Below are 25,990 nucleotides of genomic sequence, written 5' to 3' on the forward strand. Positions count from 1 at the left end.
TTGTCGAGCAACAAATATGGATACAGAACGATCTCTATGTTACACATGAACGTATCGCCGACGGGTCGTCGCCGCGACCCGGCGCCTTCACTGGGGGTCTTTCATGCTTGTTTGCAAGGAGCTCGACCGCAGCCGCCCGGACGACGCCGGCGAACCCGGCCTCACGGACGCCGGCCTCACGGACACCGCCTCCGACGACACCGTCCCCGTCGAACCCTGGCAGGTGCACAAGCTGCGTCCTGACGAGGTGTACCTCACCCGCTGGCGCCGTACGGGGCCCGACGCCTTCCACATACGGGCCCGGCGTCCGTCGCGGCACCCGTTCTACCGGGTCGCCGCGGACTTCGACCCGCTCCTGCTCTGCGAGACCGTCCGTCAGACCTTCCCGCTGCTGTGCCACGCCGCCTACGACGTGCCGCGGGGGTACCAGCTGATCTGGGACCGCATCCGCTACGACATCGACGACGCCGCGTACGCCGGGGTCGACCGCGGCCCGGACGTGGAGCTGGACGTCCGCTGCTTCGACGTGTCCTACCGGGGCAAGTATCCGACGGCCTTGTCGCTGCGGGCGATCGTCAGCTGGGGCGGCCTGCCGGTGGCCACGGTCGACACGCGGTTCACCGTCCAGTCCAGGGCCGTGTACCAGCGGCTGCGCGGCGCGTACGCCGACACCGAGGCCGCCGTCGCGAAGGCGTTACCCGCCCCCGCCTCCGCGCCGTGCGCCGGTACCGGCCGCCACCGGGCGGGGGACGTGCTCCTCACCTCCCCGGCCGACGGCGGCCGGCAGCTCCGGGTCAACCCGAACCACCCGATCTACTTCGACCACCCCGTCGACCACGTGCCCGGCATGCTGCTGCTGGAGGCGGCCCACCAGGCGGCCGGCGGCGCGGTCAGCACGCTCGACTGCACCTTCCACCGGTACGTCGAGCTGGACACCCCCTGCACGATCGTCACCACCCCGCTCGACCCCGACGCGCAACCGGCCGACAGCGGGAGCGGAGCGGTGAGGTGGACGAGGATCACGGCCGTCCAGGACGGTCGGCAGCGCTTCACCGCCGACCTCGTCCCCCACGCCGCTCCCGTCCTGGCGGACAGCGGCCGGGTCGCACGGTGAGCGACGCAGCATGACGACGACGGCCCCTGGGTCACGCCGGCCGGATCCGGAGACGCCTCTCTGGGATCTCAACCTCAAGCATCTTCAGGCGTTCCTCGCCGTCGCGGACACCCTGAGCTTCACCTCCGCGGCGGCCCAGCTCGGAAGCAACCAGCCGACTCTCACGCGCTCCGTGCAGCGCCTGGAGGAGCAGCTGGGGGTTCCGCTCTTCCTGCGCACCACCCGTCAGGTCGCCCTCAGCCCGGCCGGGGCCCGGTTGCGGGACCGGCTGCAGGACCTGCTGCCCCAGCTCAAGCAGGCGCTCGATCCGGAACCGGCCAGCCCCGTCCTGCGGCTGGGGTTCTCCTGGCTGCTTCCGGACGGCTGGGTGCACGAGGCGATCGTCCGGTTCGAGCGGGAGAGCGGCGCCCGGGTGCAGTTGCACCGCAGGGACGACCGCTGGGCGGGCGTGGACCGGGCCGTCGTGGACATCGCGCTGCTGCGCGGTCACCCTCCGGCCGACCGGATGAAGGCCACCAGGCTCGGCACCGAGGGGTGCGCCGCGGCCGTCCCCCACCGCCACCCCCTGGCGGGCCGCCCGTGGGTGGACTGGACGGAGCTGGGCGACCACCCGCTGGTGATCAACTCGACCGGCCGGGCCCTCCTGGACCCGGACGGGCAGCTGGGCGCCGAGCACCCGCGGATCGTGCACTGCGACAACTTCGACGAGTGCCTGGAGTCGGTGGCGGCCGGACGGGGCGTCAGCGTGATGCCCGACCTCGTCCTGCAGCGCAACCTCCACCCGGCCCTGGAGTTCGTGCCGCTGCGCGGAGCACCGAGCATCCCGCTGTCCCTGATCCGTCCCGCCCAGGGCGCGCACCCGCTCGCCGAGCGCTTCACCGAGGTCACCCGGCGCGTCCTGCTGTCCCGTGGCTCCGGGCGCGCGGCCCTGGGCCACGGTCAGGGCGCCAGGGCCGGCCGGGTGCTGGCGGGGCGCTGAGCCGGGCCGGCGGCCGACACCGCGGAGCGCGGGGTGTCGGCCGCCGGCGGGTGTGCGCCGTCACTCGCCGCCCGCGCTTCTCCCCTTCAGGGCCTCGGCGTTGACCGCGCCGGGGACGGGCTCGCCGACGAGCGCCAGGCGCACCGCCTGGGCCGCCTCCCGGCCCGCCCGCTCCTGCGCCTCCCGCGTACTGGCCCCCAGGTGCGGGGTGGCGACGACGGAGGGGAAGGCGAGCAGGGCGTTGCCGACGGCCGGTTCGACGGCGTAGACGTCGAGTGCCGCCCCGGCGATGCGTTCCTCCTTCAGCGCGACGGCCAGCGCGTTCTCGTCGACGATGCCGCCGCGTGCGGTGTTGACGAGGATGAGGGAGGGGCGGGCCAGCCGCAGTTCGGGCTCGCCGATGAGCGCCGTGGTCTGCGGCGTCTTGGGCACGTGCACGGTGACGACGTCGCTCCCGGCCATCAGCTCGTCCAGCTCGACCAGCCGGACACCCAGGTCCTGGGCCCGTCCGCGGGTCACGTACGGGTCGTGGGCGAGGATCCGCATGCCGAACGCGGCGAGCCGCGTGGCCACCAGGGCGCCGACGTGTCCCAGGCCCACGATGCCGACCGTGCCGCCCGCCAGCTCCCTGCCCTGGAACCGGGACCGCTCCCACCGGCCCGCCCGCAGGGACGCGTCGGCGGACACGATCTGGCGGGCGGCCGCGATGATGAGCCCGACGGTGAGCTCGGCCACGCTGAGGACGTTGGAGAGCGGCGCGTTGGCGACCAGGACGCCGGCCGCGGTGGCCGCCTGGACGTCGACGTTGTCCAGTCCGACCCCGGCCCTGGCCACGATCCGCAGCCGGGGCGCCGCGGCCAGGGCCGCCGCGTCCACCCGGGTGCCGCTGCGGATCAGCAGGGCGTCGGCGTCGGCGAGCGCGCGGTGCAGTGCCCGCGGATCGCGTCCGTCACAGCTGCGGACGTCGTAGCCGTCCAGTTCGGCGAGTGCCTCCGGGGCCAGCGGGTCGGCCACGACGACGACGGGTTTCCCCACGGTGGTGTTCTCCTCGGACGGGTGCGGCCGACCGTTCGGTGCGGACCGGTCGGCGTGGCTGGGCGGGGTCATGCGACGGGCTCGGCCGCGAGGCGGCGCGGCAGCTCGGCGCGCCGCCAGATGTCGTCGAGCGCGTCGGCGAAGGCGACGATCCCGCTGTCGTCGTGCTGCGGGGTCGGGGTGACCCGCAGCCGCTCGGTGCCCGCGGGGACGCTGGGCGCGTTGATCGGCTGGACGTAGAAGCCGTGGCGTTCCAGAAGCTCGTCCGCGACCTCCCGGCAGGCCCGGGAGTCCCCGACCAGCACGGGGACGATGTGCGCGGCGTCCGAGACCACGGGGATGCCGCGCTCCCGCAGCAGCGTGTGCAACAGCGCGGCCTTCTCGCGCAGTTGGCTCCGCTCCTTCTCGGAGCGCTTGAGGTGCCGTACGGCCGCCAGCGCGCCGGCGGCGACGGCCGGGGGCAGCGAGGTGGTGAAGATGAACGCGGAGGCGAAGCTGCGGACGGCGTCCACCACCGGGGCGGGGCCGGCGATGTAGCCGCCGGCCGCGCCGAAGGCCTTGGCCAGGGTGCCCTGGACGACGTCGAACCGGCCCTGGAGGCCGAGTTCCGCGGCCTTGCCGGCGCCCCGGGGCCCGTACATGCCGACCGCGTGCACCTCGTCGAGGTAGGTGAACGCGCCATATTCGCGGGCGAGTTCGGCCACCCGCGCGAGCGGTGCCACGTCGCTCTCCATGGAGTAGACGCTCTCCAGCGCCACGATCCTGGGGACGGCGGGATCGGTGCCGGCCAGCAGTTCCTCGAGGTGCTCCATGTCGTTGTGGCGGAAGATGAGCTTCTCCGCGCCGCTGTGCCGGATGCCCGCGATCATCGAGGCGTGGTTGAGCTCGTCGGACAGGACGACGCAGCCGGGCAGCCGGCCCGCCAGGACGGTCAGGGCGGCGTCGTTGGCGGCGTAGCCGGTGGGGAGGACGAGCGCGGACTCCATGCCGTGCAGGTCGGCCAGTTCGCGCTCCAGCTCCACGTGGTAGCGGTGGTTGCCCGAGATGTTGCGTGAGCCGCCGCTGCCCGCCCCGGACTCGTCGACGGCCCGCTTCATGGCCTCCAGGACGAGCGGGTGCTGGCCCATGCCGAGGTAGTCGTTGCTGCACCACACGTGGATCCGGCGCCCGGTGCCGGGGCCGTGCTTCAGCGCGGCGGGGAAGGAGCCGGCCAGGCGCTCGACCTCGAGGAACGTCCGGTAGCCGCCGCGGTCGCGCAGGTCGTCCAGTTGGGATGCGAAGAATTCGACGTAGTCGAACATCATTCCTCCGGTTCGCCGGTTCAGAACGGACACCGGAAAGATAGACAGGTGCTCCGGGTTCTCGTAAATTCTGTTTCCGGCGGCCCATGAGCGGGTCGGATAAATCGAGGTGGAGAGCGCCTCGGGGAGTTATTCGCGGACCGCATGGATCACCGTCCGGGACATTTCTCTTGTATCGGTGATTTGCCTATAGTCCTGAATCATGATCGCTCAGTCACACGACCTGCCGCGGTCGGCGACCACCATGGACATCGAGGAACTCGTCAGGCTGCGCGGCCACCTGCTCGGTGCCGGCACCGCCCCCTACTCCGCCCGCACCCCGCAGGAGGACGCCGCCTGGCGCGCGGCGTACCGCTCCTGGCTGGTCCGGCAGCTGACCGGGCCGACCGGCCGGGTGCAGGTGACGGTGATCGGTCCGGCGCACCGGCTGGCCGCCTGCGCCGTCGCCGTGATCGACGACCGCGCACCGACCGCGCACTGCCCGAACGGTCTGACGGGATGGGTGCAGTCGGTCGTGGTCGACCCGGACCGGCGGCGCGGTGGACTCGGCACCCGCGTCATGCGACACGCCCTGGACTGGCTGCGCTCGCGGGACGTGCACGGCGTGGTGCTGCAGACCACGCCGGACGGTGCGGCCCTCTACCGCGGCCTCGGATTCGTGCCGACGGGCGAAGACCTCCTGGCCCTCGACCTGCGGGGCGCCGAAACCAGCTGCGAGGTGATCGAGGCATGAAAGTCCTCATCGTCGGACTCGGATACGCCGGAACGCGGTTCCGCATCGCGTTCCGGAACACCGGAATTCCGATGGAATTCGCGCACGTGGGCCGGACCCGGCGCGACCCGGATATCCCGTACTACACCTCCGTGCGGCAGGGGCTCGACCGTTTCCACCCGGACGTCGTGGTGGTCACCGTGCCGGACGCCGCCCATGCCGACATCCTCGGGGAGCTTTCCGGCTTCCAGGGCTTCGTGGTGACGGAGAAGCCGCTCACCACCTCCCACGACGACCCGACGGCCGTGGCGGCGGCGATGGCGAAGACCTCGGGCTTCTGCATGGATCTCGTGGAACGCTATTCGGAAGCGACGACGCGGTTGCGCGACCACGTTCGCCGCACCGGCCTGAGCCTGGTGCGGGCCCACTTCACCTGGGGCAAGGACCGCATCAACGACCACCGCCCCACCAGCGGCGTGGCGAGCGAGGTCATCCACCCGCTCGACCTCGTCGGCTGGATCGCGGGCGACGGCGCGGACCTGGAGCTGGACTCGGTCATCGGCACCCGGTCGGACTTCTCCGTCTCCGGGGCCGACGTCCTCGACAGCGTGGCGCTGGTCGGCCGGCTGGGCCCGGGCGTGGTCACCGGCTACAGCAGCTTCGTCAACATCACCCGCAAGCGGGAGGTCGACTTCGTCTTCCGCACGCCGGACGGCGAACTCGAGTACGCCACCGCCGTCTACGACACACCGGCCTGGGACGCCGACCGGCTGCGCGTCTGGCGGCGCACCTCGGAGGGCGACACGGTGCTGGCCGAGCTGGACACCGGGGAGCAGCCGGTGCCCGAGAGCGCCGCGACGGTGGTCAAGCTGGGCCGGATGGCCGCCGACGTCGCCCGGTTCGTCGTCCACGGCGAGCAGCCCGCACAGCCCTTCCCCGGCCTGGCCGACGCCCTGGCCCTGCAGGACCTGCTGACCTCCATGGAGCGCGCGGTGCGCGGCACGGAGCCGGTCGCCTACTTCCCGGACGGCCGGACCGTGCTCCAGGAGGCCGACTGGGAGCGGCTGGGCTGACCGTCCCGCTCCTCGCATCCCCCTCGATTCCCTTGTTATCCAACGCCCTTGACCCCGTCCCTCCTGCGTGAGGACGAGAAGGAGACCGACATGTGCGGAATAGCCGGCTGGGTGGACTTCGGCCGCGACGTGCGCCAGGAACAGGACATCCTGGAGGCGATCACCCGGACGATGGCCTGCCGCGGCCCGGACGCCGAGGGCATGTGGAGCGACCGGCACGCGGCGCTCGGCCACCGCAGGCTGTCCATCATCGACCTCGACGGCGGCGCCCAGCCCATGATCGCCGAGGAGGGGGGCCGCACGCTGGCCTGCCTGACGTACAGCGGTGAGGTGTACAACTTCCAGGAGCTGCGCCAGGAACTGGTCGCCCGCGGCCACAAGTTCCGCACCAGGAGCGACACCGAGGTGGTCCTGCGCGGCTACCTGGAGTGGGGCGAGGGCCTGGTGGACCGGCTCAACGGCATGTACGCCTTCGCCGTGTGGGACGTCCGGGAGCAGACCCTGCTGCTGGTCCGCGACCGCATGGGCGTCAAGCCGCTCTACTACTTCCCCACCCCGAACGGCGTGGTCTTCGGCTCCGAGCCCAAGGCGATCCTCGCCCACCCGGAGGTGCCCCGCCGGGTGAGCGCCGAAGGCCTGCGCGAGATCCTGGAGATGGTGAAGACCCCCGAGCACGGCGTCTTCTCCGGCATGTACGAGGTGCGCCCCGGCCAGCTGGTGCGCCTGACCCGGGCGGGGCTGTCCAAGCGGGTGTACTGGGCGCTGGAGGCCCGGGAGCACACCGACGACCTCGACACCACGATCGCCACCGTGCGCGGCCTCCTGGACGACATCGTCACCCGTCAGACCGTCGCGGACGTGCCGCTGTGCTCGCTGCTCTCCGGCGGCCTGGACTCCTCGGCCATCACCGCGCTCGCGCACCAGAAGCTGGTCGCCCGCGGCGAGGGCCCGGTGCGTTCCTTCTCGGTCGACTTCGCCGACCACGGCGGGAACTTCGTCGCCGACCCGGTGCGCGGAACCTCCGACGCGCCGTTCGTCCGGGACCTGGTCGGCCACATCGGCGCCGAGCACAGCGAGGTGCTCATCGACAGCGCCCAGCTCGCCGACCCGCAGCTGCGGGCGAAGGTCCTGCGTGCCCTCGACCTGCCGCCGGCCTACTGGGGCGACATGTGGCCGTCGCTGTACCGGCTGTTCCAGTCCGTCCGCGCCCAGTCGACCGTCGCCCTGTCCGGGGAGTCGGCGGACGAGGTGTTCGGCGGCTACCGCTGGTTCTTCGACGAGGAGGCGGTCCAGGCCCAGACCTTCCCGTGGCTGACGTCGGCCACCGGCAAGTACTTCGACGGCAAGTCGCTGTTCGACCCGGGCCTGCTGCACAAGCTGGGCATGCCCGACTTCCTCCGCGACAGCTACGCCCAGGCGGTGGGGGAGACCCCGGTGCTCCCGGGCGAGGACGCCACGGACCGGCGGATGCGGCAGATGAGCTACGTGAACCTGACCCGGTTCGTGCAGACCCTGCTGGACCGCAAGGACCGGATGAGCATGGCCGTCGGCCTGGAGGTACGGGTCCCGTTCTGCGACCACCGGCTGGTGGAGTACGTGTTCAACGTGCCCTGGCGGATGAAGTCCTTCGACGGCCGGGAGAAGAGCCTGCTGCGGGCGGCGACGAAGGACCTGCTGCCGGAGTCGATCGTGCAGCGGGTCAAGAGCCCGTACCCCACCACCCAGGACCCGGCCTACGAGCAGGGCCTGCGCCGGGCGTTCACCGCGCTCCTCAACGACGCGGATTCGCCGGTGCTGTCGCTGCTGGACCGCGACGCTGCCCGCCGGCTGCTGGACTCGCCGGTCGGCGACACGAGCGCGCAGTACGACCGCTCGGGCCTGGAGCTGGCGCTCGGCGTCAACGACTGGCTGGTCGCGTACGACGTGACGCTGGACCTCTGACCGGGCGGGCCGGGGCCTGATGGCGGGCGGGCCGGGGCCGGGGCGGTGCCGTTCAGTCGGTGCCGGCCGCGGCCCCGGCCCGGTCCGCGCCCGGGAGGGCGGGGCGGTCCTCGCCGCGGGCGCCGGCGGACCCGTAGCCGTCCCGCGTGGCGGAGCCGAGCAGGTGGTCGAGGAGGCCGGGGTAGCGCTGCTCCAGGTCGGCCGTGCGCAGCGAGTTGTAGCAGCGCGTCCCCTCGGAGCGGACCCAGAGCACTCCGGCCTCCCGGAGGATCTTCAGGTGGTGGGTCATCGTCGACTTGGCTATGTCACCGCCGAGTTCACCGGCCGTGTGTTCCCTGCCGTCGGACAGGGTCAGCACGATGCCCAGCCTGGTCGCGTCGCTCAACGCGAAGAGGACGGCGGGCAGTCGGATGTCCTTGGGGTCCGGGTGGAAGTAGCGGCGCACACGCCAAGAATCGCACATCCGATCAAGGCCGGGTCCGGATGGCTGAAAAGCGACGCCGAGCTTGCGGCGGGGCCGCGCCCTCGCACTATGTATCTATGTACCGCGACTATCAAACATTGGGGCGCCAGTGAAACTCGTCTACCTCCTCGGACTCGGAGCCTTCGCGCTCGGTCTCGACGCCTACGTCACGGCCGGCCTGCTGCCCGTCATCGCCGACGACTTCCACGCCTCCGTGTCGGCCGCCGGACAGATGGTCACCACCTTCACCCTCGCCTACGCCATCGCCTCGCCCGTCTTCGCCACCCTGCTGTCCGCGTCGCGGGTCCGCCTCGGCCTGCTCGGCTCCCTCGCGGTCTTCTCCCTCGCCAACGCCGGCAGCGCGATCGCCGCTTCGCTCGGCCTGCTGCTGGTCGCCCGGGCCTTCGCCGGCGTCGGCGCCGGTCTCTACCTCGCGCTCGCCGCCTCGGCCGCCGCGTCCCTCGTCGACGAGAAGCGCCGGGGCCGCGCCCTCGCCGTGATCATGGGCGGAATGAGCTCCGGCACCGTGATCGGCGTGCCGCTCGGTGTCTTCATCGCCCAGCACTCCGGCTGGCGCACCACGCTGTGGCTGGTCACCGCCATCGGCCTCGTCTCCTTCGCCGGACTCGCCCTGCGGCTGCCCGCCCTGCCCGCCACCACCTCGGTGACCCTGCGTCAGCGCGCCCAGGTGGTCACCGACCCCCGGGTCGCCTCCATCGTCGGGGTGTCCTTCCTCGCCGCCGTCGCCAGCCTCGGCCTCTACACCTACTTCGCGCCCGTCATGGCGAGCGACGTCATGGGCGGCGTCGACAACATCACCCCCTACCTGTGGGCCTGGGGCATCGGCGGCGTCATCGGCAGCTTCCTCATCGGCCCGCTGGTGGACCGGGTCCGGCGCCCGTACTCGCTGGTCGTCGGCATCCTCGTCCTGCTCACCGCCTCCCTCGCCCTGCTGCGCCCCGCCGCGACGGTCACCCCGCTGCTCGCCCTGCTGCCCATCGCCGTGTGGGGTGCGGTGGGCTGGGCGCTCCAGGTCCCGCAGCAGAACGACCTGCTGCTGGCCCGCGGTGACCGCGGCGGCCCGGTCGCCGTCGCGCTGAACGAGTCCGCCCTCTACCTCGGCAGCGCGGTGGGCTCCGGCCTCGGCGGCATCGCCTTCTCCCTCGACTGGGACGGCGCCGTCCTCCCGCTGTTCGCCGCCGGAGCCGCTCTGCTCGGGCTGATCCTCCAGCTCACCGGCGTCCGCGCGGCGCAGCGCCGGCCGGTCGGGGCGCCGGTGCAGGCCGAGCCCGTGGCGGCCGACGCCGGCAGCTGACCTCCCGGCCCGGATGGTCCCGTGCGGGTGTGTGCGGCCGGAGAGCTCCGGCCGCACACCCGCACGGGACCACCTGTGTCCGCCTCACATCCCCGCCCAGGTCTTGTCCGTACAACTCGATGCGTTCTTCTGCTGTACGGCGGGCAGTCATGAACGGTCCTCCGGACGGTACCCCGCACCCGCTGTCCTGGTGGGCGCCGTCCTCCACCCTCGTTCCTGACATGCAGAGGTCAATCCACCCATGGCTGAGCTGAACCGCCGCAGGTTCCTCCAACTCGCGGGCGCGACCGTCGCGTTCTCGTCACTGTCGCAGAGCATCGCGCGCGCCGCGTCCATCGCCCCGCAGGGAAGCACCGGCACCATCCAGGACGTCGAGCACATCGTCGTGCTGATGCAGGAGAACCGTTCCTTCGACCACTACTTCGGGGCGCTGAAGGGCGTCCGCGGCTTCGGCGACCCCCGCCCGGTCACCCTGCCCAGCGGCAAGTCGGTATGGCACCAGACGGACGCCCTCAAGCGGGAGGTGCTGCCGTTCCGCCCCCAGGTCAGCGACCTCGGGATGCAGTTCGTCCAGGACCTCAACCACGACTGGGCCGGCGGCCACAAGGCCTTCAACAGCGGCAGGTACGACCAGTGGGTGCCCGCCAAGACGGCCACCACGATGGCCTACCTGACCCGCGACGACATCCCCTTCCACTACGCGCTCGCCGACGCGTTCACCATCTGCGACGCCTACCACTGCTCGTTCATCGGCTCCACCGACCCGAACCGCTACTACATGTGGACGGGCTGCACCGGCAACGGCGTGACCGGCAACGGTCCGGTCCTCGGCAACCAGGAGGCCGGCTACACCTGGACGACCTACCCCGAGCGGCTGGAGAAGGCCGGGGTCTCCTGGAGGATCTACCAGGACATCGGCGACGGACTGGACGCGGGCGGCTCCTGGGGCTGGATCGGCGACGCGTACCGCGGCAACTACGGCGACAACTCGCTGCTCTACTTCAACAACTACCGCAACGCCAAGCCGGGCGACCCGCTGCACGACAAGGCCCGCACCGGCACCAACGCCAAGGCGGGCGACGGCCTGTTCGACCAGCTGCGGCGCGACGTCCAGGCCGGCACCCTGCCGAAGATCTCCTGGATCGCCGCCCCCGAGGCGTTCACCGAGCACCCCAACTGGCCCGCCAACTACGGTGCCTGGTACGTCTCCCAGGTGCTGGACGCGCTGACGTCCAACCCCGCCGTGTGGGCGAAGACCGCGCTGTTCATCACCTACGACGAGAACGACGGCTTCTTCGACCACGTCGTGCCGCCGTTCCCGCCCTCCTCCGCCTCGCAGGGCCTGTCCACCGTGGCGACCGGCGCCGACTACTACGGCGGCAGCATCGGCTACTCGGCCGGGCCGTACGGACTCGGCCAGCGGGTGCCGATGCTGGTCGTCTCGCCCTGGAGCACCGGCGGCTACAGCTGCTCGGAGACCTTCGACCACACCTCGATCATCCGCTTCATGGAACGCCGCTTCGGCGTCCTGGAGCCCAACATCTCGCCCTGGCGGCGCGCCATCTGCGGCGACCTGACCTCCGCCTTCGACTTCACCGCGTCGAACGCGACCCCGGCGGCGCTCCCCTCCACGGCGGGCTACGCCCCGCCGGACCGCAACCGGCACCCCGACTACGTGCCCACCCCGCCCGCCACCGGCACCATGCCGACCCAGGAGCCGGGGGCGAAGCCCACCCGCCCGCTGGCGTACGCGCCGTACGTGGACGGGGCGGCCGACACCGGCACGGGCAAGTACCGGCTCACCTTCAGCGCGGGCGCGGCGGCCGGCGGCCAGTTCCTGGTCACCTCGCCCAACCGCACCGACGGCCCGTGGACGTACACCACGGAGGCCGGCAAGACGATCGCGGACGCCTGGAACACCGCGTACTCCGGTGGCGTCACCGACCTGACCGTGTTCGGCCCCAACGGCTTCCTGCGCCGCTTCCGCAACCCCGGCAAGACCGCCGGGCCCGAGGTCACCGCCCGCCACAACCCGGCCACCGGCAACCTCGACCTGACCCTCACCAACGCGGGCGGTACCGACGTCGTGCTCACCCTCACCAACGCCTACGGCGGCACGCCGCAGACCCTCACCGTCCGCCGGGGCGCCACCGTCACCCACACCGTCGACCTGAGCGCCTGCCGCAACTGGTACGACGTCACCGTCACCTCCGGTGCGACCGCCGACTTCGTGCGCCGGCTCGCCGGCCACGTCGAGACCGGCGCCCCCGGCCTCTCCGACCCGGGCATCCTCACCCACTGACGCCCCCCGTACGCCGCCGCCCCGGGCACACCCCTGTGCCCGGGGCGGCGGCACGCGCGGTCAGAGGAAGCAGAGGCGGCACGTCCGCCGCCGGACGGCCTCGGGGACATTGAGCCGCAGGCCGCGCGCGATGACGCATCCTTGACGGGATTCCCGCGCAGAGTGACGACCCCCGTGCGGTCCGTACGTCTCAGGACCCGAGCCGGGCCACCTCGACGTCGATCGCCTCGGTCAGCAGGCCGCGGGCGTGCGCCAGCGGCAGGCTCCCGCTGAGCCAGCGCGTGCTCAGCCCCTCCAGCAGCGCGGTCAGCCGCTCCGCCGCACCGGCCAGCGCGACCGCCGAGGACATCGGCCGCACGACGCCGAGCAGCTCCGCGATCTCCTGCACCCAGATCCGGGTGGCCCGCGCCAGGTCCTCGCGCAGCGTCTCGTCGAACACCGCGCTCGCCCGCAGCTCGCCCCAGGCGGTGCTGTTCTCCCGCACCTCGGTGGTGTCCTGGAGCTCCAGCAGCAGGGTCTGCTCCAGCTCCTCGCGGGGCGTCAGCGGCGGAGCGTCCTCGGCACGTTCGGTCGTGTACCGCTCCGCCCGGTCGTTGATGAACTCCAGTGTCTGCCGGAGGATCCCGGTGCGGTCCTTGAAGTGGTAGTAGATCAGCGCGGTGGACACCCCCGCCTCGGCGGCGAGCTCCTCCACCCGCAGCCCGCGCACCCCGCGCCGCGCGATCACCCGCGCCGCTGCTTCCATGATCGACGTTTTACGACTGGCCACGATCCACCACCCTATCGGTGGCGCCGGCGCCGGTTCCGCCCGCTCACCGACCGGCCGATCAGCCGGAGGCGACCGGGCGGGAGGCACGCCGTCCCGGCGGCGACGCGATGTGCCGCGCGGACCCCGGCGAGTGGATCGAACGGCCACCGGACACGGCGGCGAAGCCGACGGGCGGCCCCGCTCCGGGGCCCCCGACCTCCGCATCCACCGGGCGCCCGGCGCGCTGACCTCGGTCGCGGCGGCCGGAGCGGACCGGAAGGCCGGAGCGCGACACGTGACGCAGGTCACACCGAACGGAGAACCCGGGTGCCGGATCCCGCGTCTGGCTGGTGTGAGATCACGCAGGAGAGCACTGGACGACATGGACGAGGAGCGGCTTCTCCGGCTGGTGGCCAAGGGGGACCGCGGGGCGTTCGACGAGCTGTACCGGCGTACGTCGCCGTGGCTGGCGGTGCGGCTGCGCCGCCGCTGCGCGGACGAGCAGATCGTCGCCGAGGTCATGCAGGAGACCTACCTCGCGGTGTGGCGCGCGGCCGGCGCGTTCGCCGGGAGCGCGGTCGGCGGGACGGCCGTCGGGTGGCTCTGGACGATCGCGGCACGCCGCCTCGTCGACGCTTTCCGGCGCCGTGCCCACCACGCCGAACCGCCGGTCGCGGCCGCCGAGCGGGCGGTGGTGCCCGCCGCGGAGGAGGAGGCGCTCGCCGGGTCCGTCGGCGGCGACGTCGGCGACGCCCTGCGACGGCTGGCGCCGGAACTCCGAGAGGTACTGCAGGCCACGGTGCTCGACGGGCTCTCCGTCCGGGAGACCGCCGTCCTGCTCAGACTGCCCGAAGGCACGGTCAAGACCCGTGCCCGCAGGGCCCGGATCGCGATGCGGGAGGCGCTGGCGTGAACGAGCGGAGAAAGCGGGTCATCGAGAGGTGTGTGCCGTGCGGAGCGCCTGCCGAGCGGAACGAGGTGGGAGCATGAGCGGGGAACACGCCTCCGGGCGGTTGATCGACGACTACGCGCGCGGCGACGCGACGATCGCGGCGGACACGGTCTGGGCACTGGAGGCCCACCTGGAGGCGTGCGCGCCCTGCCGCAGCCGCCTGGCGGCCGCAGTGGCCACCGGGGCGCCCGACATCGCCGCGTTGGTGGAAACCGTCCGCGCCGGTCTGGCACCGCAGTTGGACGCGGCCGTCACGGCGCCCGCGCGATGGCGCCGCCCGAGCTGGGTGTCGTCCTGGCTGACGCCGGTCATGGCCCCGTGGCTGGCCATGACGGCCGTGGTCACCCTGATGGCGCTGCTACTGGACGAGGCCGCGCCGCCGGAGGTCTTCGGCGGCACCTCACCGGTGGCGCTGATCGCGCCGGTGCTGCCGCTGTGCGGTGTCGCCGTGTCGTGGTCGAGCGGCCTGGACCCGGCACACGAACTGACCGCTTCCACCGCCAGGGCCGGTCTGCCCCTGCTGCTCAGGCGCACCACCTCGGTCCTCGTGCTGGTCCTGCCCGTGCTCCTGCTGGGCGGATGGCTGACCGGGACCACGACGGCCGCGCAGTGGCTGCTGCCCTCCCTGGCCTTCACCTCCACGGCTCTGGCGCTGGGCAGCGTGGTCGGGGTGACCCGCGCCGCCGTCGGGCTGGCGGCCGCGTGGGGCGTCGTCGTGCTGGTACCCGCGTCGGTCACCGGCCGTGTCCCCGACGTGCTGCGACTCGCCCTGCAGCCGGACCGGCTGCCGGTGTGGGGGCTGCTCCTGGCACTCGGCACCGGCGCCGTGATCGCCCGCAGGAACGCCTACTCGGCGCTGTGAAACCCGCTGTGCAACCCGTGTCCACCACTGAAAGGGACCACCGCATGACACCCGTGACGAGCGCGGCCGAGACCGCGCCGAAGACCTACGCCTGGGAGATCCGGGCCAGCGGCCTGAGGGTGCGCGTCGGACGGAGCAGGATGGCCGTCGACGGGCTCGACCTCTCCCTGGGCCTCGGCGCCCACGGCCTCCTGGGGCCCAACGGAGCGGGGAAGACCACCCTGATCCGGACACTGGCCACGGTGCTGCGCCCCACCGAGGGCGAACTGGAGATGCTCGGCACCTCTCTGGCCGGGATGGGCGACCACCGGGCCCTGCGCCGCCGCATCGGTTACCTGCCGCAGGACTTCGGCTACTACAAGCGCTTCACGGTGCGCGAGTTCGTCGAGTACATGGCCTGGTTGAAGGAGGTCCCGAAGAAGGACATCCCCGAAGCCGTCCAGCGTGCCGTGGAACGGGTGGGCCTGGCGGACCGCGCCGACCACCGGATGAAGACCCTCTCCGGCGGCATGGTGCGGCGGGCCGGCATCGCCCAGGCCATCGTCAACTCCCCGACGGTGCTGCTGCTGGACGAGCCGACGGCCGGCCTCGACCCGGCACAGCGGCTGCGCTTCCGCGAGTTGCTGGCCGAACTGGGCCGCGACACCTGCGTGGTCGTCTCCACCCATCTGGTCGAGGACGTCGCGGCCGCCTGCTCCGACGTGGTGCTCTTCGCCGCCGGCCGCCTCGTCTTCCAGGGCACCCCGGACGAGCTGGCCGCCGCGGGCAGCACCGAGCACCCGGGCGACAGCCCCCTGGAGCGCGGCTACTCGGCACTGCTCCACGACTCCGGACAGCAGGGGAGCGCCTGGTGAACGGACGTGTGCTGCGCACCGAACTCAAGCGCTCGGCCGCCCCGTGGGCCGGCGCCGTCATCCTGGGCGGCAGCCTGGCGGTCTTCTTCCTGATCGACGGGATCTGGTGGAGGGGCACCGCGGGGTGGACGGCCCAGTGGACCACCATGGCCCTGTGGACCCGTTCCCTGCTGGCCTTCTGGCTACCGCTCGTGGTCGGCATAGGAGCGGTCTACGGGCTGCGTGAACCCCGCTCGCGGATGACCGAACTGCTGGCGACCACGCCGCTGCCGGCCTGGCGCCGCGCGGCGGTGCCGGCGGGAGCGATCGCGATCGCGCTGGCGGCGGGCTTCGGCCTCCTCAGCCTCGTCGGCGGAGTACAGGTGGCCCTCGGCCCGACCACCTACACGGGTCTCGGCTGGGTGCCGATCTCCCTGGTGGCCGTCCTGGGACTCGTCGCGGCCGCCGTGTTCGGCATGGGCGTCGCGCGGACGCTGCCCTTCGTCCTCACCCCGCCGGCCCTGGTGGTGGCCTGCCTCGCGGTGACGGGCATGCTGCGGGTGCGGATCGAAGGGGAGGTGCCGTCGACCAGGGGGCCGAACCGGTTGGGCCTGCTGTCCCCGGTGACCGGGGACCCGCGGCAGATGCTGCTGACCCTGTCCGGCTCCACGCACCTCGGCCAGACGATCTGGCTGCTCGGGCTGCTCGCCACCGGCCTCGCGCTGCTGGCCGCCGTCACCCGCCGGGCCCGGCTGCTCGCGGTGACCCCCGCCCTGGCCGGCGCGGCCGTGGCCCTGCTGGTCCTGCCGGCCGCCGCACGTGACACCTACGTCGTCGACAGGGCCGCCGCTGCCCCGGTCTGCGACGGGCCGGTGTGCGTGACCGAGGCGAGCCGGTCGCACCTGGCCGAGCTCGCGCCGCGCGGCCGGGAGGCACTGAGCGTGTTGCACGACGTCCTGGGCGACAGGGCGCCGACCTCGGTGCGACAGGACACCGAACTGCGCGCGTTCGGCGATCCCCGCTCCCTCCGCGGCGACGCGGTGCTGGTCGACTTCGACGACCAGCTGTTCGTCGACGCGACCGGCCGGGACCTGACCCGCGCGCTGGTCGCCGAGGGGCTGGCACCGAGCTGCCACCCCAGGACCTCCCGGGAGGGCGGAGGACAGGACGACGTCGCGCTGCGGAGCATCGCCGTGAGCTGGGCCCTCGGTGACGCCACCCTCCAGCCGATGGAGGAGAAGGGCACCGACGAGTACTCGCGCAGGACCTGGGCGGAGGCCGACGCCGCCTGGCAGGAGCTGAAGGCGCTGGCGCCGGCCGAGCAACGCTCGCGGATCGCCGGGCTGCGCGCCGCCGCCCTCTCCTGCACGGCGAGCCTGCGCGAGCTGCCCGCGGCGGGTGGGTCGCGATGAGGTGGCTGATGCTGTACGCGCGTTCACGTCAGATGCCCGTGTCCGCCGCGGCGGTCACCCTTCTCGCGTCGGCGGTGTGGGCCTTCGTCCGGGGCGACGCCACGGGTGCGCCGGACGTGATGGACCCGACCGCGTTCTTCGTGCTCGCCGCCGGTGTGGCGGCCGGCTCCGTCGGGTTCGGCGGTCAGGACCCCGCACTGGACCGGACGGCCTCGATCCGGTGGGTGCCCCGCCGGGCGGTGCACGCGGTGCTGGTCGGCGCGGTCGCCGGTGGGGCACTGCTGGCGGTCCAGGCGGTGGGCCCGAGGTTCGTCCCCACCGAGGTCGTCGTCCGGGACACCGCGGGCCTGGTCGGCCTCGCCGCGCTCGGGGCGGTGCTCTGCGGGGCGCATCTCGCCTGGACGCTGCCGACCGCCTGGCTCGCGTTCACCGTCCTCGTTCCGCCACTGCCGCCCAGCACCGTGGGGAGGGCGGTCGGTTGGATGACCTCTCCCCCCGGCACGGCGGCGTCCACCTGGACCGCGGTGGCACTGCTGGTGATCGGCGGCACGCTGTACGCCGTGTCCGGCCCGCGGCGCTGACGGGTCCGCCGGCCGTCGAGCCCGTCCGGATCCGGGCGGGTTCGACGGCGAGCTGCGGATCGGGGCCACCCCGCTCAGGTCCACCCCGCGGTCTGCGGGCGCGGGGTGGCGGTGGGCCGGGCCCTCGGCGGACCGACCTCGGCGGGGTGGTTCCGGATGGCGGCGACGATCCGGGCGGCCCAGTCCGCCGGGCGCTCCCGGCCGAGGAGTTCGGCGAGCCGCTCCATGCGGGCCCGGCGTTCGGCGGGGGTGAGGTCGAGGGCGCGGGCCAGGACGGTGGCGAGGTCCTCTAGGGAGTGCGGGTCGGTGAGCAGGGCGGGCCCGCCGAGTTCGGCCGCGGCGCCGACGTGACGGGAGAGCACCAGGACGCCGGGTGCGGGCTCGGGGCGCGGGAGGGTGGACCGGGCGGCGATGAACTCCTTGGCGGTGAGGTTCATCCCGTCCTGGAGCGAGGTCACCCAGAGCACGTCCGCCGTCAGGTAGGCGTCGACGACCTCGGTGGTGGACAGGGCGCGCGGCAGGTGGTCGACCGGTTGCCAGGGGCCCTGCCGCCAGCGGGCGTTGACCTCGGCGACGCGCTGTTCGAGCCGCCGGCGGGTGGTGTCGTAGGCGGTGATGCCCGGCTCGGGCGGCGGGCAGACCAGCCGGAAGGTGAGCCGGCCGCGCAGTCCGGGCCTGCGGGTGAGCAGCCGGTCGACGGCCTCCACCTTCTGGATCGGCGCCTTGGCGTAGTCGAGACGCTCGACCGAGAGCACCACCCGGCCGGCGGCCGGATCGGGGAGAGGCGTGCGGAGGCGGGCGTGTCTCTCGACGGCGAGCTTCTCGATGGCGGGCCGGTCGACCCCGAGCGGGTGGACGCCGGTGCGCGGCGGATCGGGCAGGCCGGCCAGGGCCCGGCGGAAGTTCTCGGCGAAGTCCTCGGTGTGGAAGCCCGCCCAGTGGAGGCGCGCCAGGGAGTCGCGCAGTTCGGCGGCGACCGGGAGGGTGGCGAAGACCTCCGGGGCCGGGAAGGGGGTGTGGTGGAAGATCCCCGTCCTGAGGTCGGGCCGGGCGCGGTGCAGCAGGCCGGGGACCAGCCAGAGGTTGTAGTCGTGGAGCCAGACGGTGGCGCCGGGCGCGGCCTGGGCGCCGATGTGGCGGGCGAAGCGCTCGTTGACCGCGCGGTAGTCGGCCCAGGCGCGTTCGTCGAACACCGACCGGCCGGGCTCGGACATCAGGACCGGCCACAGCGTCTCCTTGCAGGCGCGGTGGAAGTAGCCGGTCCAGGTGTCCGCGTCGAGCGGTACGGGGGAGAGCGGCAGCCCGGTGGGACGCGGTCGGTCGTGGCGGTGCGTGCTGCCGTGCGAGGCGCCGTACGCGTCGCCGCGCGGGCCCTCGGGAGGGCCGTCGGGAGGGCCGTCGGGCGGCTGGTCGCCGACCTGGGCCGTGACCCAGACGCCCGGCAGGCCGTCGGTGAAGGCGCTGGTCAGGGTGGGCAGGATGCCGTTGGGGCTGCTGGGCGGCTGCCAGCTCTCGCCGTTCCAGTGCAGCGGCGGGCGGTGGTAGGCCACCACGAGGGAGTGCCGGCCCGGACCGCGTTCGACGGCGGAGCGGGTGGGACCGGGGCTGGACCCGGGTTCGGTCTCGGTCTCGGCCTTGGTCTCGGGCTCGGGCTCGGGCTCGGGGGAGAGCCAGCCGAGCTCCCGGAGTGCCGCGTGGATGCCCGCCGCGCCCGCCCGGCCGGGGCGGTGCAGCCGCGGGTTGTCGGCGAGGGCGGAGAGCAGCGCGGGTTCGGCTCCGGCGACGACCACCGCGTGCGTACCGGCCCGGAACAGCGAGAGGTCGTTGAGGGAGTCGCCGGCGACGAGGATCTCCTCGGGCTTCCAGCCCAGCTTCCCGGCCAGGGCCCGTAGGGCGTTGCCCTTGGAGGCCCCGGCCGGAAGGACGTCGAAGAAACGGTTCGCCGAGTAGACCCAGGTGCAGCCGAGTGCCTCGACGGCCGCGGTGAGTTCGACGGTGAGCCGCTCGGGGGCGAGGTGGTAGGAGCAGCGCCCGTCCTGGACGACGCCGTGCTGGTAGCCGAGCGCGGGGAAGCGGCGCAGCGCGGCGCGCACCCGGTCCGGTCCCGGCCAGCCGGTCCGCAGGTGTTCCTGCACCGGGTCCACCGGCGTGAAGTCCGAGCCGTCGAGGACGGTGGCGCCGACGTCGGCGATGATCCACCGGGGCCGCGGGACGAGCGGATCGCGGAGGACCTCCCGGACGGAGGCCAGTGCGCGCCCGGTGGCGAAGACCAGGGTCACCTCGGGGTGACGGGCCAGGGCGTCGCGCAACCGGCGCCGGTCGTCCCGGGTGCCGCCGAGTAAGGTGCCGTCCAGATCGGTGACCAGAATCCTCGACATCCGAGGGACGCTAACACGATCACGTCGCGTGGTGAAGTGTTCACATCACATGAATGTCCATCCGAACGCCGGCCCGCGCGCGACGAGCGGATGACCGGGTCAACCCGCTTGATCCACCCGGCCGTTGACGGTTCACGTTGACCGGTTGGTCGGTTGTCAAGCGGATTCACTCCTTCGAGTGGCGGTCGGTCATCGATCGGTCGGCAGCGGTCTTCCACCGGTCGAGACTGGCCCCCGAACAGACGGTCAGTTCTCGGAGGGGGAGCGGTGTCGATTATCGGAATACCCGGCATGCCCGGCGAGGTCGGGGCGGATCGACGGCTGCTGGTCAGCGTCTTCGACCCGCAGGAGGCACGGGAGGCGGTCCTCGGGGGCGCGCGGATCATCGACAGCGAGGATCCGCGCAGCGCTCTCGGGACGATCAAGCCGCGGCGGATCATGGACATCGCGGACGCGGTGCTGGCCGCCCGGCGGGACCTGCCCGTCCAGCTGAGCACCAACATCGGTGAGGACCAACTGCTCTTCCGGCGCGCGGAGAACGGGCTCGCCCTGCCCAAGTCGGCCTACGAGCGGATCGGCAAGGCATCGCAGGCGGCCCTCGGCGTCGCCCTGGCGATGGGCACCCGGGTGCATCCCTGCGGGATCGTCAAGGTCGGCCTCGACGGCATGCGGGCCGGCGAACTGGCCGACGTGCTCGGCGAGATCACGTCGACGCTGCGCCGGACCGAGCAGCTGTCGCACACCCGGGTGATGTCCGTGCTGTTCGCGCAGGACCTCGACCTGTGGGACGCCCGCAAGGCCCTGCCACAGGTGCGGCGCGCCCTGGTGGGCCTGCGGGAGTACTACCCGTGCGAGTCGTCCACGCCCGGGGCGTTCGACCTCGCCGAGTACGCGGACGCGCTGCTCGACGCGCACGGCGGGCCGCTGTTCGGCAGTCGCAGGCCGGACCTGGTCGAACTGCGGGCGTCCGGGGCCCTGCCCGCGGACTCGGCCGGCGGTTTCGTCGCCGTCAACGAGCCCTTCGCCCATGGGAGTTACGGCCTGACGGCGGGCCGTCGCACCGATCGGGAGGCGATCCGCACGATGGTCGAGGCCAGCGCGGCGGCCGGGGCCGACGCGATCATGGTGGACACCAGCATCCTGCTGAAGGTCGCCCGGATCGGCCTGGTCTCCACCGCGGGCAGCCCGGAGCTCGTCGACCTCGACCGCCACGACACCGACCGGCACGGTCTGACCAGGGCCGGCATCCTCTCGCTGGAGGAGATCAGGTTCTTCGTGGAGCTCTGCCACGCCCACGGAATGGAGGCGAACCTGGCCGGCTCGCTGCAGAGCCACCAGGCCCAGCAGGTCTGGCGGCTCGTCCCGGAGCTCGACCAGCTCTCCGCCCGGGGCGGCGTCAGCGCCCTGGCCCGGGACCCGTACGGCGGTACCGGCCGCGGCACCCGGCACGAGCGGACCGTCCGCCGCACCCTGGTGAGCGGCTTGGTCCCGCCCGAGCAGGGCAGCCGACTGGTGGTGCCGCAGCGGATGGCGGAGCAACCCGGGGCGCTCGACGACGTGGCGGGTCTGTTCAAGCGCCACCCCGACCTCGCCGGGTACTCGGCCGACGCCTACGGGGTGCTCTCCCGGCTCTCCTGAGTACCGGGCGGCGGCTCGCCGACCGTTGTCCGGGTCGACGAGCCGCCGTCGCGGTGCCGTGGGGGAGCCGCGAGTTTCGAGGACAGGCCCTAACCGAGGTGGGCGCGGTAGGCGCTGACCCAGGCGCCGATGCTGCGGTAGCCGGTGGCGTCGATGGTGATCGACCCCCCGGTGCAGTCGTAGTTGTCCCAGAGCTCGACCCGGTCGCCGCCCTCGGTGCGGGCGGAGCGGATCCGGTCGTTCCAGTTGTCGCCGACGTAGGTGCAGGCCCCGTCGTTGCCGGAGAACCACCGGTCCGCGCCCGAGAAGCCGGTGTCGCTGAAGGCGTGGAAGCTGGGCTGGCGGGCGAGGGGGTTGGTGGCGGCGGAGTGGGAGGCCGAGAGGGTGACGGGCTGGGCGGAGGAGGCGGGGGCGACGACCACGGTGGTGGCGAGGACCGCGGCCGTGAGCAGCAGCCTGCGAACGACGGACATGACGTCTCCTTCGGGCGATTCGACAGAGCGGTTCGATCGAGCGGTTCGATCGAACGCTTCCGGGTGAGCGGGGGGCGCGGGAAGGCCGGAACGGGCATACCGGTGCCTCGCCCTCGCCGGGGCCTTCACCCGGCGGCCAGTTCAGAATTTCATGCCGTGGCAGCGGACAGCTGCGTATGCGAAGAAATGACGGAAACGGGCCTCGGGCACCTGGTCGCGGGTCGGGCGGGGATTCGACTCCGCGGGCGCTCGCCGGGACGGTGGTCCGGGTGAGGCGGCTGGGGCGGGGGAGGAGGCCGTCTGTTCGACGGCGGAGGGGCGCCGCGGGTGCCCCGACCGCCACCACGTCGATGCCCACCCGCCGGATCCGGCCGTACCCGACCGATGTGCGGACCTTGTGCGCATCCTCGTTCAGTGCCCATTGACCGTACGTCAACGGACAGTTGGTGATATCGATTGTCAGGACGCAGACAACTGCTACATCGACGAGAAGGAGCACCCTCGTGGCGACTCACCACCGGCGCGGTGCGCAGGTGCGGATGCTGCCGGCCCTCACCGCGGCGCTCTGCGGGATCATCGGCACCACGGTGTACGGCAGCACGGCGTACGCCACCACCACCACCACCACGGCGGCCGCCGCCGCCGACCAGCGGCACCCGATCTACGCCATCGCGCACCGGGTCGACACCCTGGACGGTGTGGACGCCGCGATCGACCACGGCGCCAACGCCATCGAGATCGACGTCTGTGCCTGGTGGAACCCGAACGAGTGGCGCGCCTACCACGACTGTTCCTCGGCCGGCGAGAACCGGCTCGGCCCCAGCTTCGACAGCATGCTCGACCGCATCCTCTCCAACGCCAACGCCAACGCGGGCCGCCGGCTGTCGCTGGTCTGGCTGGACATCAAGGACCCCAACTACTGCGGCGAGGAGCCGAACCGCACCTGCAGCGTCGCCGGACTGCGCGACAAGGCCCAGCGGCTGACGGCCGCCGGCATCCAGGTGCTCTACGGCTTCTACGAGTACCACGGGGGCAGCACCCCGGACGTCGGCGGCCGCGGCTGGAAGAGCCTGGAAGGCAAGCTCGGCCCGCTGGAGGGCATCACCACCACCGGCACCCGCGACCAGGTGCAGAGCGCCTTCGCCAAGTCCGGCGCCGGATTCCCGGCCGGCCGCCGGGCGATGGACTACGGCGACAGCGACATCACCAAGGGCTTCGGCAACTGCACGGAGGCCACCTACAACACCTGCGCGGAACTGAAGAAGGGAGCAGCCGACCGGGCCGCCGGACGGCTCGCGGCCACCCTCTCCTGGACGACCACCTACAACGACCCGTGGTACGTCGACAAGCTGCTGGGCGACGCGCAGGTGGACGGCATCATCGCGGGCTACGGCGCCTTCACCGGCGTGCGGGAGTACGACAACAGCTGGCAGTGCGCCAACGCCGTCAACCTCGTGCGCGACTGGGTGAACCGCCACAGCGGGACCCACCGCATGGCCACCGCCGGCGACCGCCTGTTCAGGTAGGCAGCCCGGAGGGGCGAACCGGGAGGGCGGCGCGGTGGCTCGGCCGGGCGCCCACCCGGGGGTTCCGCCTTCTCGCCCACACCCCCGGGCTTCTCGCCCACACCCCCGGGCCGAACGCGGCACCCGGGGGTGTGATCCTGAAGTCGTAGACCGGAAGGCGCAGTTCGGCGCCGTCGACCGGTACCTTCGGTGGATGTGCCCGGTCGGCCGGGCCGCCTAGCGTCGCCCCGACGGCCTGCCGAACACCCGAGGGGAACCATCGTGATCCGCGCCGCCAAGCCGGCCGCCGCCCTGGCGGCGCTGGCCCTGACCCTCCTCACCGCGCCGTCCGCCGTGGCGGACGGCGGCCGCGTCTCCGGCGCGGCCGGCGTGACCGGCCAGGCCCGGGCGACCGGCGACGGTGTCGACGCCGTCGACCCGCTCGCCGCGCTGCGCCGTCAACAGCCGGCCTGGCACCCGTGCCGAACCGGCCCGCAGGACACCGCCGGCGCCGAGCTCGACGACGCCGGCGCCCGCTGCACCGAGGTCACCGTCCCGCTCGACCACCGCCGACCGGACGGCCCGACCCTGAGCGTCGCCCTCTCCCGGCTGCCCGCCACCGATCCCGCCCACCGCCTGGGTGCCCTCTTCTACAACCCGGGCGGCCCGGGCGTCCCCGCCCGGCACCTCGGCCTCGCCCTGAGCCGGGCCGCGCCCGCCCTCGCCGCCCGCTACGACATCGTCGCCATGGACCCGCGCTTCGTCGGCGCCAGCACCCCGCTCGACTGCGGCTGGCCCGCCGGCGGCCCGGGGTCGGCCGGCCCCACCCTCGCGACCTTCGAGCGGTCCGCCGCACTCGCCGGGGACCTGGCCGCCCGCTGCGCGCCGTACCGCGACGTGCTGCCACACCTCTCCACCCGCGAAACCGCCCGGGACATGGACCTGGTGCGCGCCGTTCTCGGCGAGCCGACCATCGCCTACCTCGGTTCCTCCTACGGCAGTTACCTCGGTGAGGTGTACCTGCAGCTGTTTCCCGAGCGGGTCGGCCGGGCGGTGCTCGACGCCGCCCTGGACCCCGACCGCTTCGGCCCCGACCTGACCGCCACCCAGGGCCCCGCGATGGACGCCGCGCTCACCGCGTGGGCGGAGTGGACGGCCCGCCACGACGACCGCCACCACCTGGGCACCAGCACCACCCGGGTGCTGGCCGCGGTGGAGCGGGTGCGCCGGCAGACCGAGCGGGCCCCGCTGACGGTCGGCACCCACCGGGTCGACGCCCGCACCCTGCCGCAGGTGCTGTGGACGGTGTCGGCCGGCGACGACACCGCCGCCTACACCGAGTTCGCCGACCTGGTGCGCGTCCTGGTCGACGCCGCCGAAGGCCGGACCGCCGAGCCGACCGCGCTGCTGGAGGCCGTGCTCACCGGCCTGGAGGCCCCCGACACGGGCGGGTCCGCCGCCGTGCAGACCGCGATCATGTGCGCGGACCGCGCCGCCTCGCGCGACCCGCTCGCCTACTACCGGGACGTCCAGGCCCACCGCGCCGACGAGCCGCTGTTCGGCCCGCTCACCCGCAACCTCACCCCCTGCACCTTCTGGCCCGCGCAGCCCGCCGAACCGCCCACCCGGGTGCGCAACGCCGTACCCGTCCTGCTGGTGGGCGCCGACGGCGACCCGGCCGCGACCCGCGCCGGCCAGCTCTCCGCCCACCGGGCCCTGACCGGCTCCCGCCTCGTCACCCTGCGCGGAGCTTTCCACCACACCGTCTACGCGGGCATGTTCGCGCCGCGGGACGCCTGCGTCGACGCGGCCGTCGACCGCTACCTCCTGGACGGCGTCCTGCCCGCCCAGGACACCGACTGCATCGCCGCCCGCCCGTGAGGCGGTGAACGGGAAGTGACCGGCGCCCTCGACGGTGTGCCGCAGGACGTGCGGCACACCGTCGAAGGCCGACTCGCTCCGCTTCCACGGCGCCGACGGCCCTCGGCACAGGGCGTTTGTCTCGGGCGCCGAGGAGGAGTACTGTCTCCCAGTCGCTCGAATGGGAGCACCGGACACGCATCGGCGCGGACGGTCCCGGGGCGGCCAATCCCTTGAACCAACACTTCCCGGCTCGGGCTGGGGCGGATCTGTCATGGGCAGATACGGCCTGGTCTGAATGTGGCGTGTTCATTTAATCGGATTGTGGCCGATTCGCTTTTCTGAGCAGAGCTCGGCTAAGGTTTGAAACGTCGAACGGAGCGCAAGCGCCGGGCGACACCGGCAAATCGGAAGTGGAAAGCCCCGGAAACGGAGCGGAAAACATCTGATAAGCTGGAAACACGAAAGAACGAAGCCCGGAGGGCCCGCTGGAAGGCGGTCCGAAGGAAGCGT

General features: G+C 73.0%; 21 protein-coding genes. 15 read left to right on the top strand and 6 right to left on the bottom strand.

The annotated features are described in order from the left end of the window. Nucleotides 1-103 precede the first annotated feature (103 nt). Both ACIQ87_RS38260 and ACIQ87_RS38265 read left to right on the top strand, forming a co-directional pair. The gene (locus tag ACIQ87_RS38260; protein ID WP_402416510.1) at nucleotides 104-1,114 is read left to right on the top strand and encodes a ScbA/BarX family gamma-butyrolactone biosynthesis protein; all 1,011 of its coding nucleotides are present in this window, start codon (nucleotides 104-106) and stop codon (nucleotides 1,112-1,114) included. 10 nt (nucleotides 1,115-1,124) lie between these two features. Further along, nucleotides 1,125-2,093, top strand: coding sequence for a LysR family transcriptional regulator (locus tag ACIQ87_RS38265; protein WP_402416513.1), 969 nt, complete (start codon nucleotides 1,125-1,127; stop codon nucleotides 2,091-2,093). A 60-nt stretch (nucleotides 2,094-2,153) separates the two neighbouring features. Here ACIQ87_RS38265 and ACIQ87_RS38270 read toward each other — a convergent pair whose 3' ends face one another. Both ACIQ87_RS38270 and hemA read right to left on the bottom strand, forming a co-directional pair. Beyond that, nucleotides 2,154-3,128 (bottom strand): hydroxyacid dehydrogenase, encoded by a 975-nt coding sequence (locus tag ACIQ87_RS38270; RefSeq protein WP_402416516.1) that lies wholly within the window; start codon nucleotides 3,126-3,128, stop codon nucleotides 2,154-2,156. A gap of 68 nt (nucleotides 3,129-3,196) precedes the next feature. After that, complete coding sequence (hemA, locus tag ACIQ87_RS38275; RefSeq protein ID WP_402416557.1) at nucleotides 3,197-4,429, bottom strand: 5-aminolevulinate synthase; 1,233 nt, start codon at nucleotides 4,427-4,429, stop codon at nucleotides 3,197-3,199. 202 nt (nucleotides 4,430-4,631) lie between these two features. On the opposite strand from hemA, the gene ACIQ87_RS38280 reads away from it, so the two are divergent. From ACIQ87_RS38280 to asnB, 3 genes are all read left to right on the top strand, one after another. Continuing rightward, nucleotides 4,632-5,162, top strand: coding sequence for a GNAT family N-acetyltransferase (locus ACIQ87_RS38280; RefSeq protein WP_402416519.1), 531 nt, complete (start codon nucleotides 4,632-4,634; stop codon nucleotides 5,160-5,162). Then, complete coding sequence (locus ACIQ87_RS38285; protein WP_402416522.1) at nucleotides 5,159-6,214, top strand: Gfo/Idh/MocA family oxidoreductase; 1,056 nt, start codon at nucleotides 5,159-5,161, stop codon at nucleotides 6,212-6,214. Before ACIQ87_RS38280 ends, ACIQ87_RS38285 begins: the two co-directional genes overlap by 4 nt. Before the next feature lie 90 nt (nucleotides 6,215-6,304). Next, on the top strand, nucleotides 6,305-8,155 hold the full coding sequence (gene asnB, locus ACIQ87_RS38290) for an asparagine synthase (glutamine-hydrolyzing) (protein ID WP_402416560.1): 1,851 nt from the start codon (nucleotides 6,305-6,307) through the stop codon (nucleotides 8,153-8,155). A gap of 52 nt (nucleotides 8,156-8,207) precedes the next feature. Here asnB and ACIQ87_RS38295 read toward each other — a convergent pair whose 3' ends face one another. Beyond that, nucleotides 8,208-8,600: an ArsR/SmtB family transcription factor gene (locus ACIQ87_RS38295; RefSeq protein ID WP_402416525.1), complete on the bottom strand. Its 393-nt coding sequence runs from the start codon at nucleotides 8,598-8,600 to the stop codon at nucleotides 8,208-8,210. Nucleotides 8,601-8,727: 127 nt separating this feature from the next. Here ACIQ87_RS38295 and ACIQ87_RS38300 point away from each other — a divergent pair, with 127 nt between their 5' ends. After that, nucleotides 8,728-9,933 carry an MFS transporter gene (locus tag ACIQ87_RS38300; protein WP_402416527.1) on the top strand — a complete coding sequence of 402 codons (1,206 nt, stop codon included), beginning with the start codon at nucleotides 8,728-8,730 and terminating at the stop codon, nucleotides 9,931-9,933. 241 nt (nucleotides 9,934-10,174) lie between these two features. Next, complete coding sequence (locus ACIQ87_RS38305; RefSeq protein ID WP_402416530.1) at nucleotides 10,175-12,235, top strand: phosphocholine-specific phospholipase C; 2,061 nt, start codon at nucleotides 10,175-10,177, stop codon at nucleotides 12,233-12,235. A 190-nt stretch (nucleotides 12,236-12,425) separates the two neighbouring features. Here ACIQ87_RS38305 and ACIQ87_RS38310 read toward each other — a convergent pair whose 3' ends face one another. After that, entirely contained in the window at nucleotides 12,426-12,980 is a 555-nt protein-coding gene (locus tag ACIQ87_RS38310) for a TetR/AcrR family transcriptional regulator (RefSeq protein ID WP_402416532.1), read from the bottom strand. 385 nt (nucleotides 12,981-13,365) lie between these two features. On the opposite strand from ACIQ87_RS38310, the gene ACIQ87_RS38315 reads away from it, so the two are divergent. The 5 genes from ACIQ87_RS38315 (at nucleotide 13,366) to ACIQ87_RS38335 (ending at nucleotide 17,623) form a co-directional block, all read left to right on the top strand. Beyond that, the gene (locus ACIQ87_RS38315) at nucleotides 13,366-13,896 is read left to right on the top strand and encodes an RNA polymerase sigma factor (RefSeq protein WP_392884269.1); all 531 of its coding nucleotides are present in this window, start codon (nucleotides 13,366-13,368) and stop codon (nucleotides 13,894-13,896) included. 73 nt (nucleotides 13,897-13,969) lie between these two features. Then, nucleotides 13,970-14,797 (top strand): zf-HC2 domain-containing protein, encoded by an 828-nt coding sequence (locus tag ACIQ87_RS38320; RefSeq protein ID WP_402416534.1) that lies wholly within the window; start codon nucleotides 13,970-13,972, stop codon nucleotides 14,795-14,797. A 44-nt stretch (nucleotides 14,798-14,841) separates the two neighbouring features. Beyond that, a complete protein-coding gene (locus tag ACIQ87_RS38325) occupies nucleotides 14,842-15,651 on the top strand; it encodes an ATP-binding cassette domain-containing protein (RefSeq protein ID WP_402416537.1) in 810 nt (269 codons plus the stop codon). Beyond that, the gene (locus tag ACIQ87_RS38330; protein WP_402416539.1) at nucleotides 15,648-17,042 is read left to right on the top strand and encodes a hypothetical protein; all 1,395 of its coding nucleotides are present in this window, start codon (nucleotides 15,648-15,650) and stop codon (nucleotides 17,040-17,042) included. Before ACIQ87_RS38325 ends, ACIQ87_RS38330 begins: the two co-directional genes overlap by 4 nt. Beyond that, a complete protein-coding gene (locus ACIQ87_RS38335) occupies nucleotides 17,039-17,623 on the top strand; it encodes a hypothetical protein (RefSeq protein ID WP_402416542.1) in 585 nt (194 codons plus the stop codon). Before ACIQ87_RS38330 ends, ACIQ87_RS38335 begins: the two co-directional genes overlap by 4 nt. 74 nt (nucleotides 17,624-17,697) lie before the next feature. On the opposite strand, the gene ACIQ87_RS38340 is transcribed toward ACIQ87_RS38335, so the two are convergent. Then, nucleotides 17,698-20,001 carry an HAD-IIB family hydrolase gene (locus ACIQ87_RS38340; protein ID WP_402416544.1) on the bottom strand — a complete coding sequence of 768 codons (2,304 nt, stop codon included), beginning with the start codon at nucleotides 19,999-20,001 and terminating at the stop codon, nucleotides 17,698-17,700. A 267-nt stretch (nucleotides 20,002-20,268) separates the two neighbouring features. Between ACIQ87_RS38340 and ACIQ87_RS38345 the strand changes: the two genes are divergently transcribed. Then, on the top strand, nucleotides 20,269-21,639 hold the full coding sequence (locus ACIQ87_RS38345) for a (5-formylfuran-3-yl)methyl phosphate synthase (RefSeq protein ID WP_402416547.1): 1,371 nt from the start codon (nucleotides 20,269-20,271) through the stop codon (nucleotides 21,637-21,639). Nucleotides 21,640-21,728: 89 nt separating this feature from the next. Here the strand turns inward: ACIQ87_RS38345 and ACIQ87_RS38350 are convergent, their stop codons facing one another. Beyond that, nucleotides 21,729-22,112, bottom strand: coding sequence for a peptidase inhibitor family I36 protein (locus ACIQ87_RS38350; RefSeq protein ID WP_402416550.1), 384 nt, complete (start codon nucleotides 22,110-22,112; stop codon nucleotides 21,729-21,731). Nucleotides 22,113-22,615: 503 nt separating this feature from the next. Between ACIQ87_RS38350 and ACIQ87_RS38355 the strand changes: the two genes are divergently transcribed. Then, the gene (locus tag ACIQ87_RS38355) at nucleotides 22,616-23,638 is read left to right on the top strand and encodes a phospholipase (protein WP_402416552.1); all 1,023 of its coding nucleotides are present in this window, start codon (nucleotides 22,616-22,618) and stop codon (nucleotides 23,636-23,638) included. A gap of 261 nt (nucleotides 23,639-23,899) precedes the next feature. Next, nucleotides 23,900-25,498, top strand: a complete 1,599-nt coding sequence (locus ACIQ87_RS38360; protein ID WP_402416555.1) for an alpha/beta hydrolase — start codon at nucleotides 23,900-23,902, stop codon at nucleotides 25,496-25,498. Nucleotides 25,499-25,990 lie beyond the last annotated feature (492 nt).

Source organism: Kitasatospora sp. NPDC096204 (assembly GCF_044763205.1).
Taxonomy (GTDB): Bacteria; Actinomycetota; Actinomycetes; order Streptomycetales; family Streptomycetaceae; genus Kitasatospora.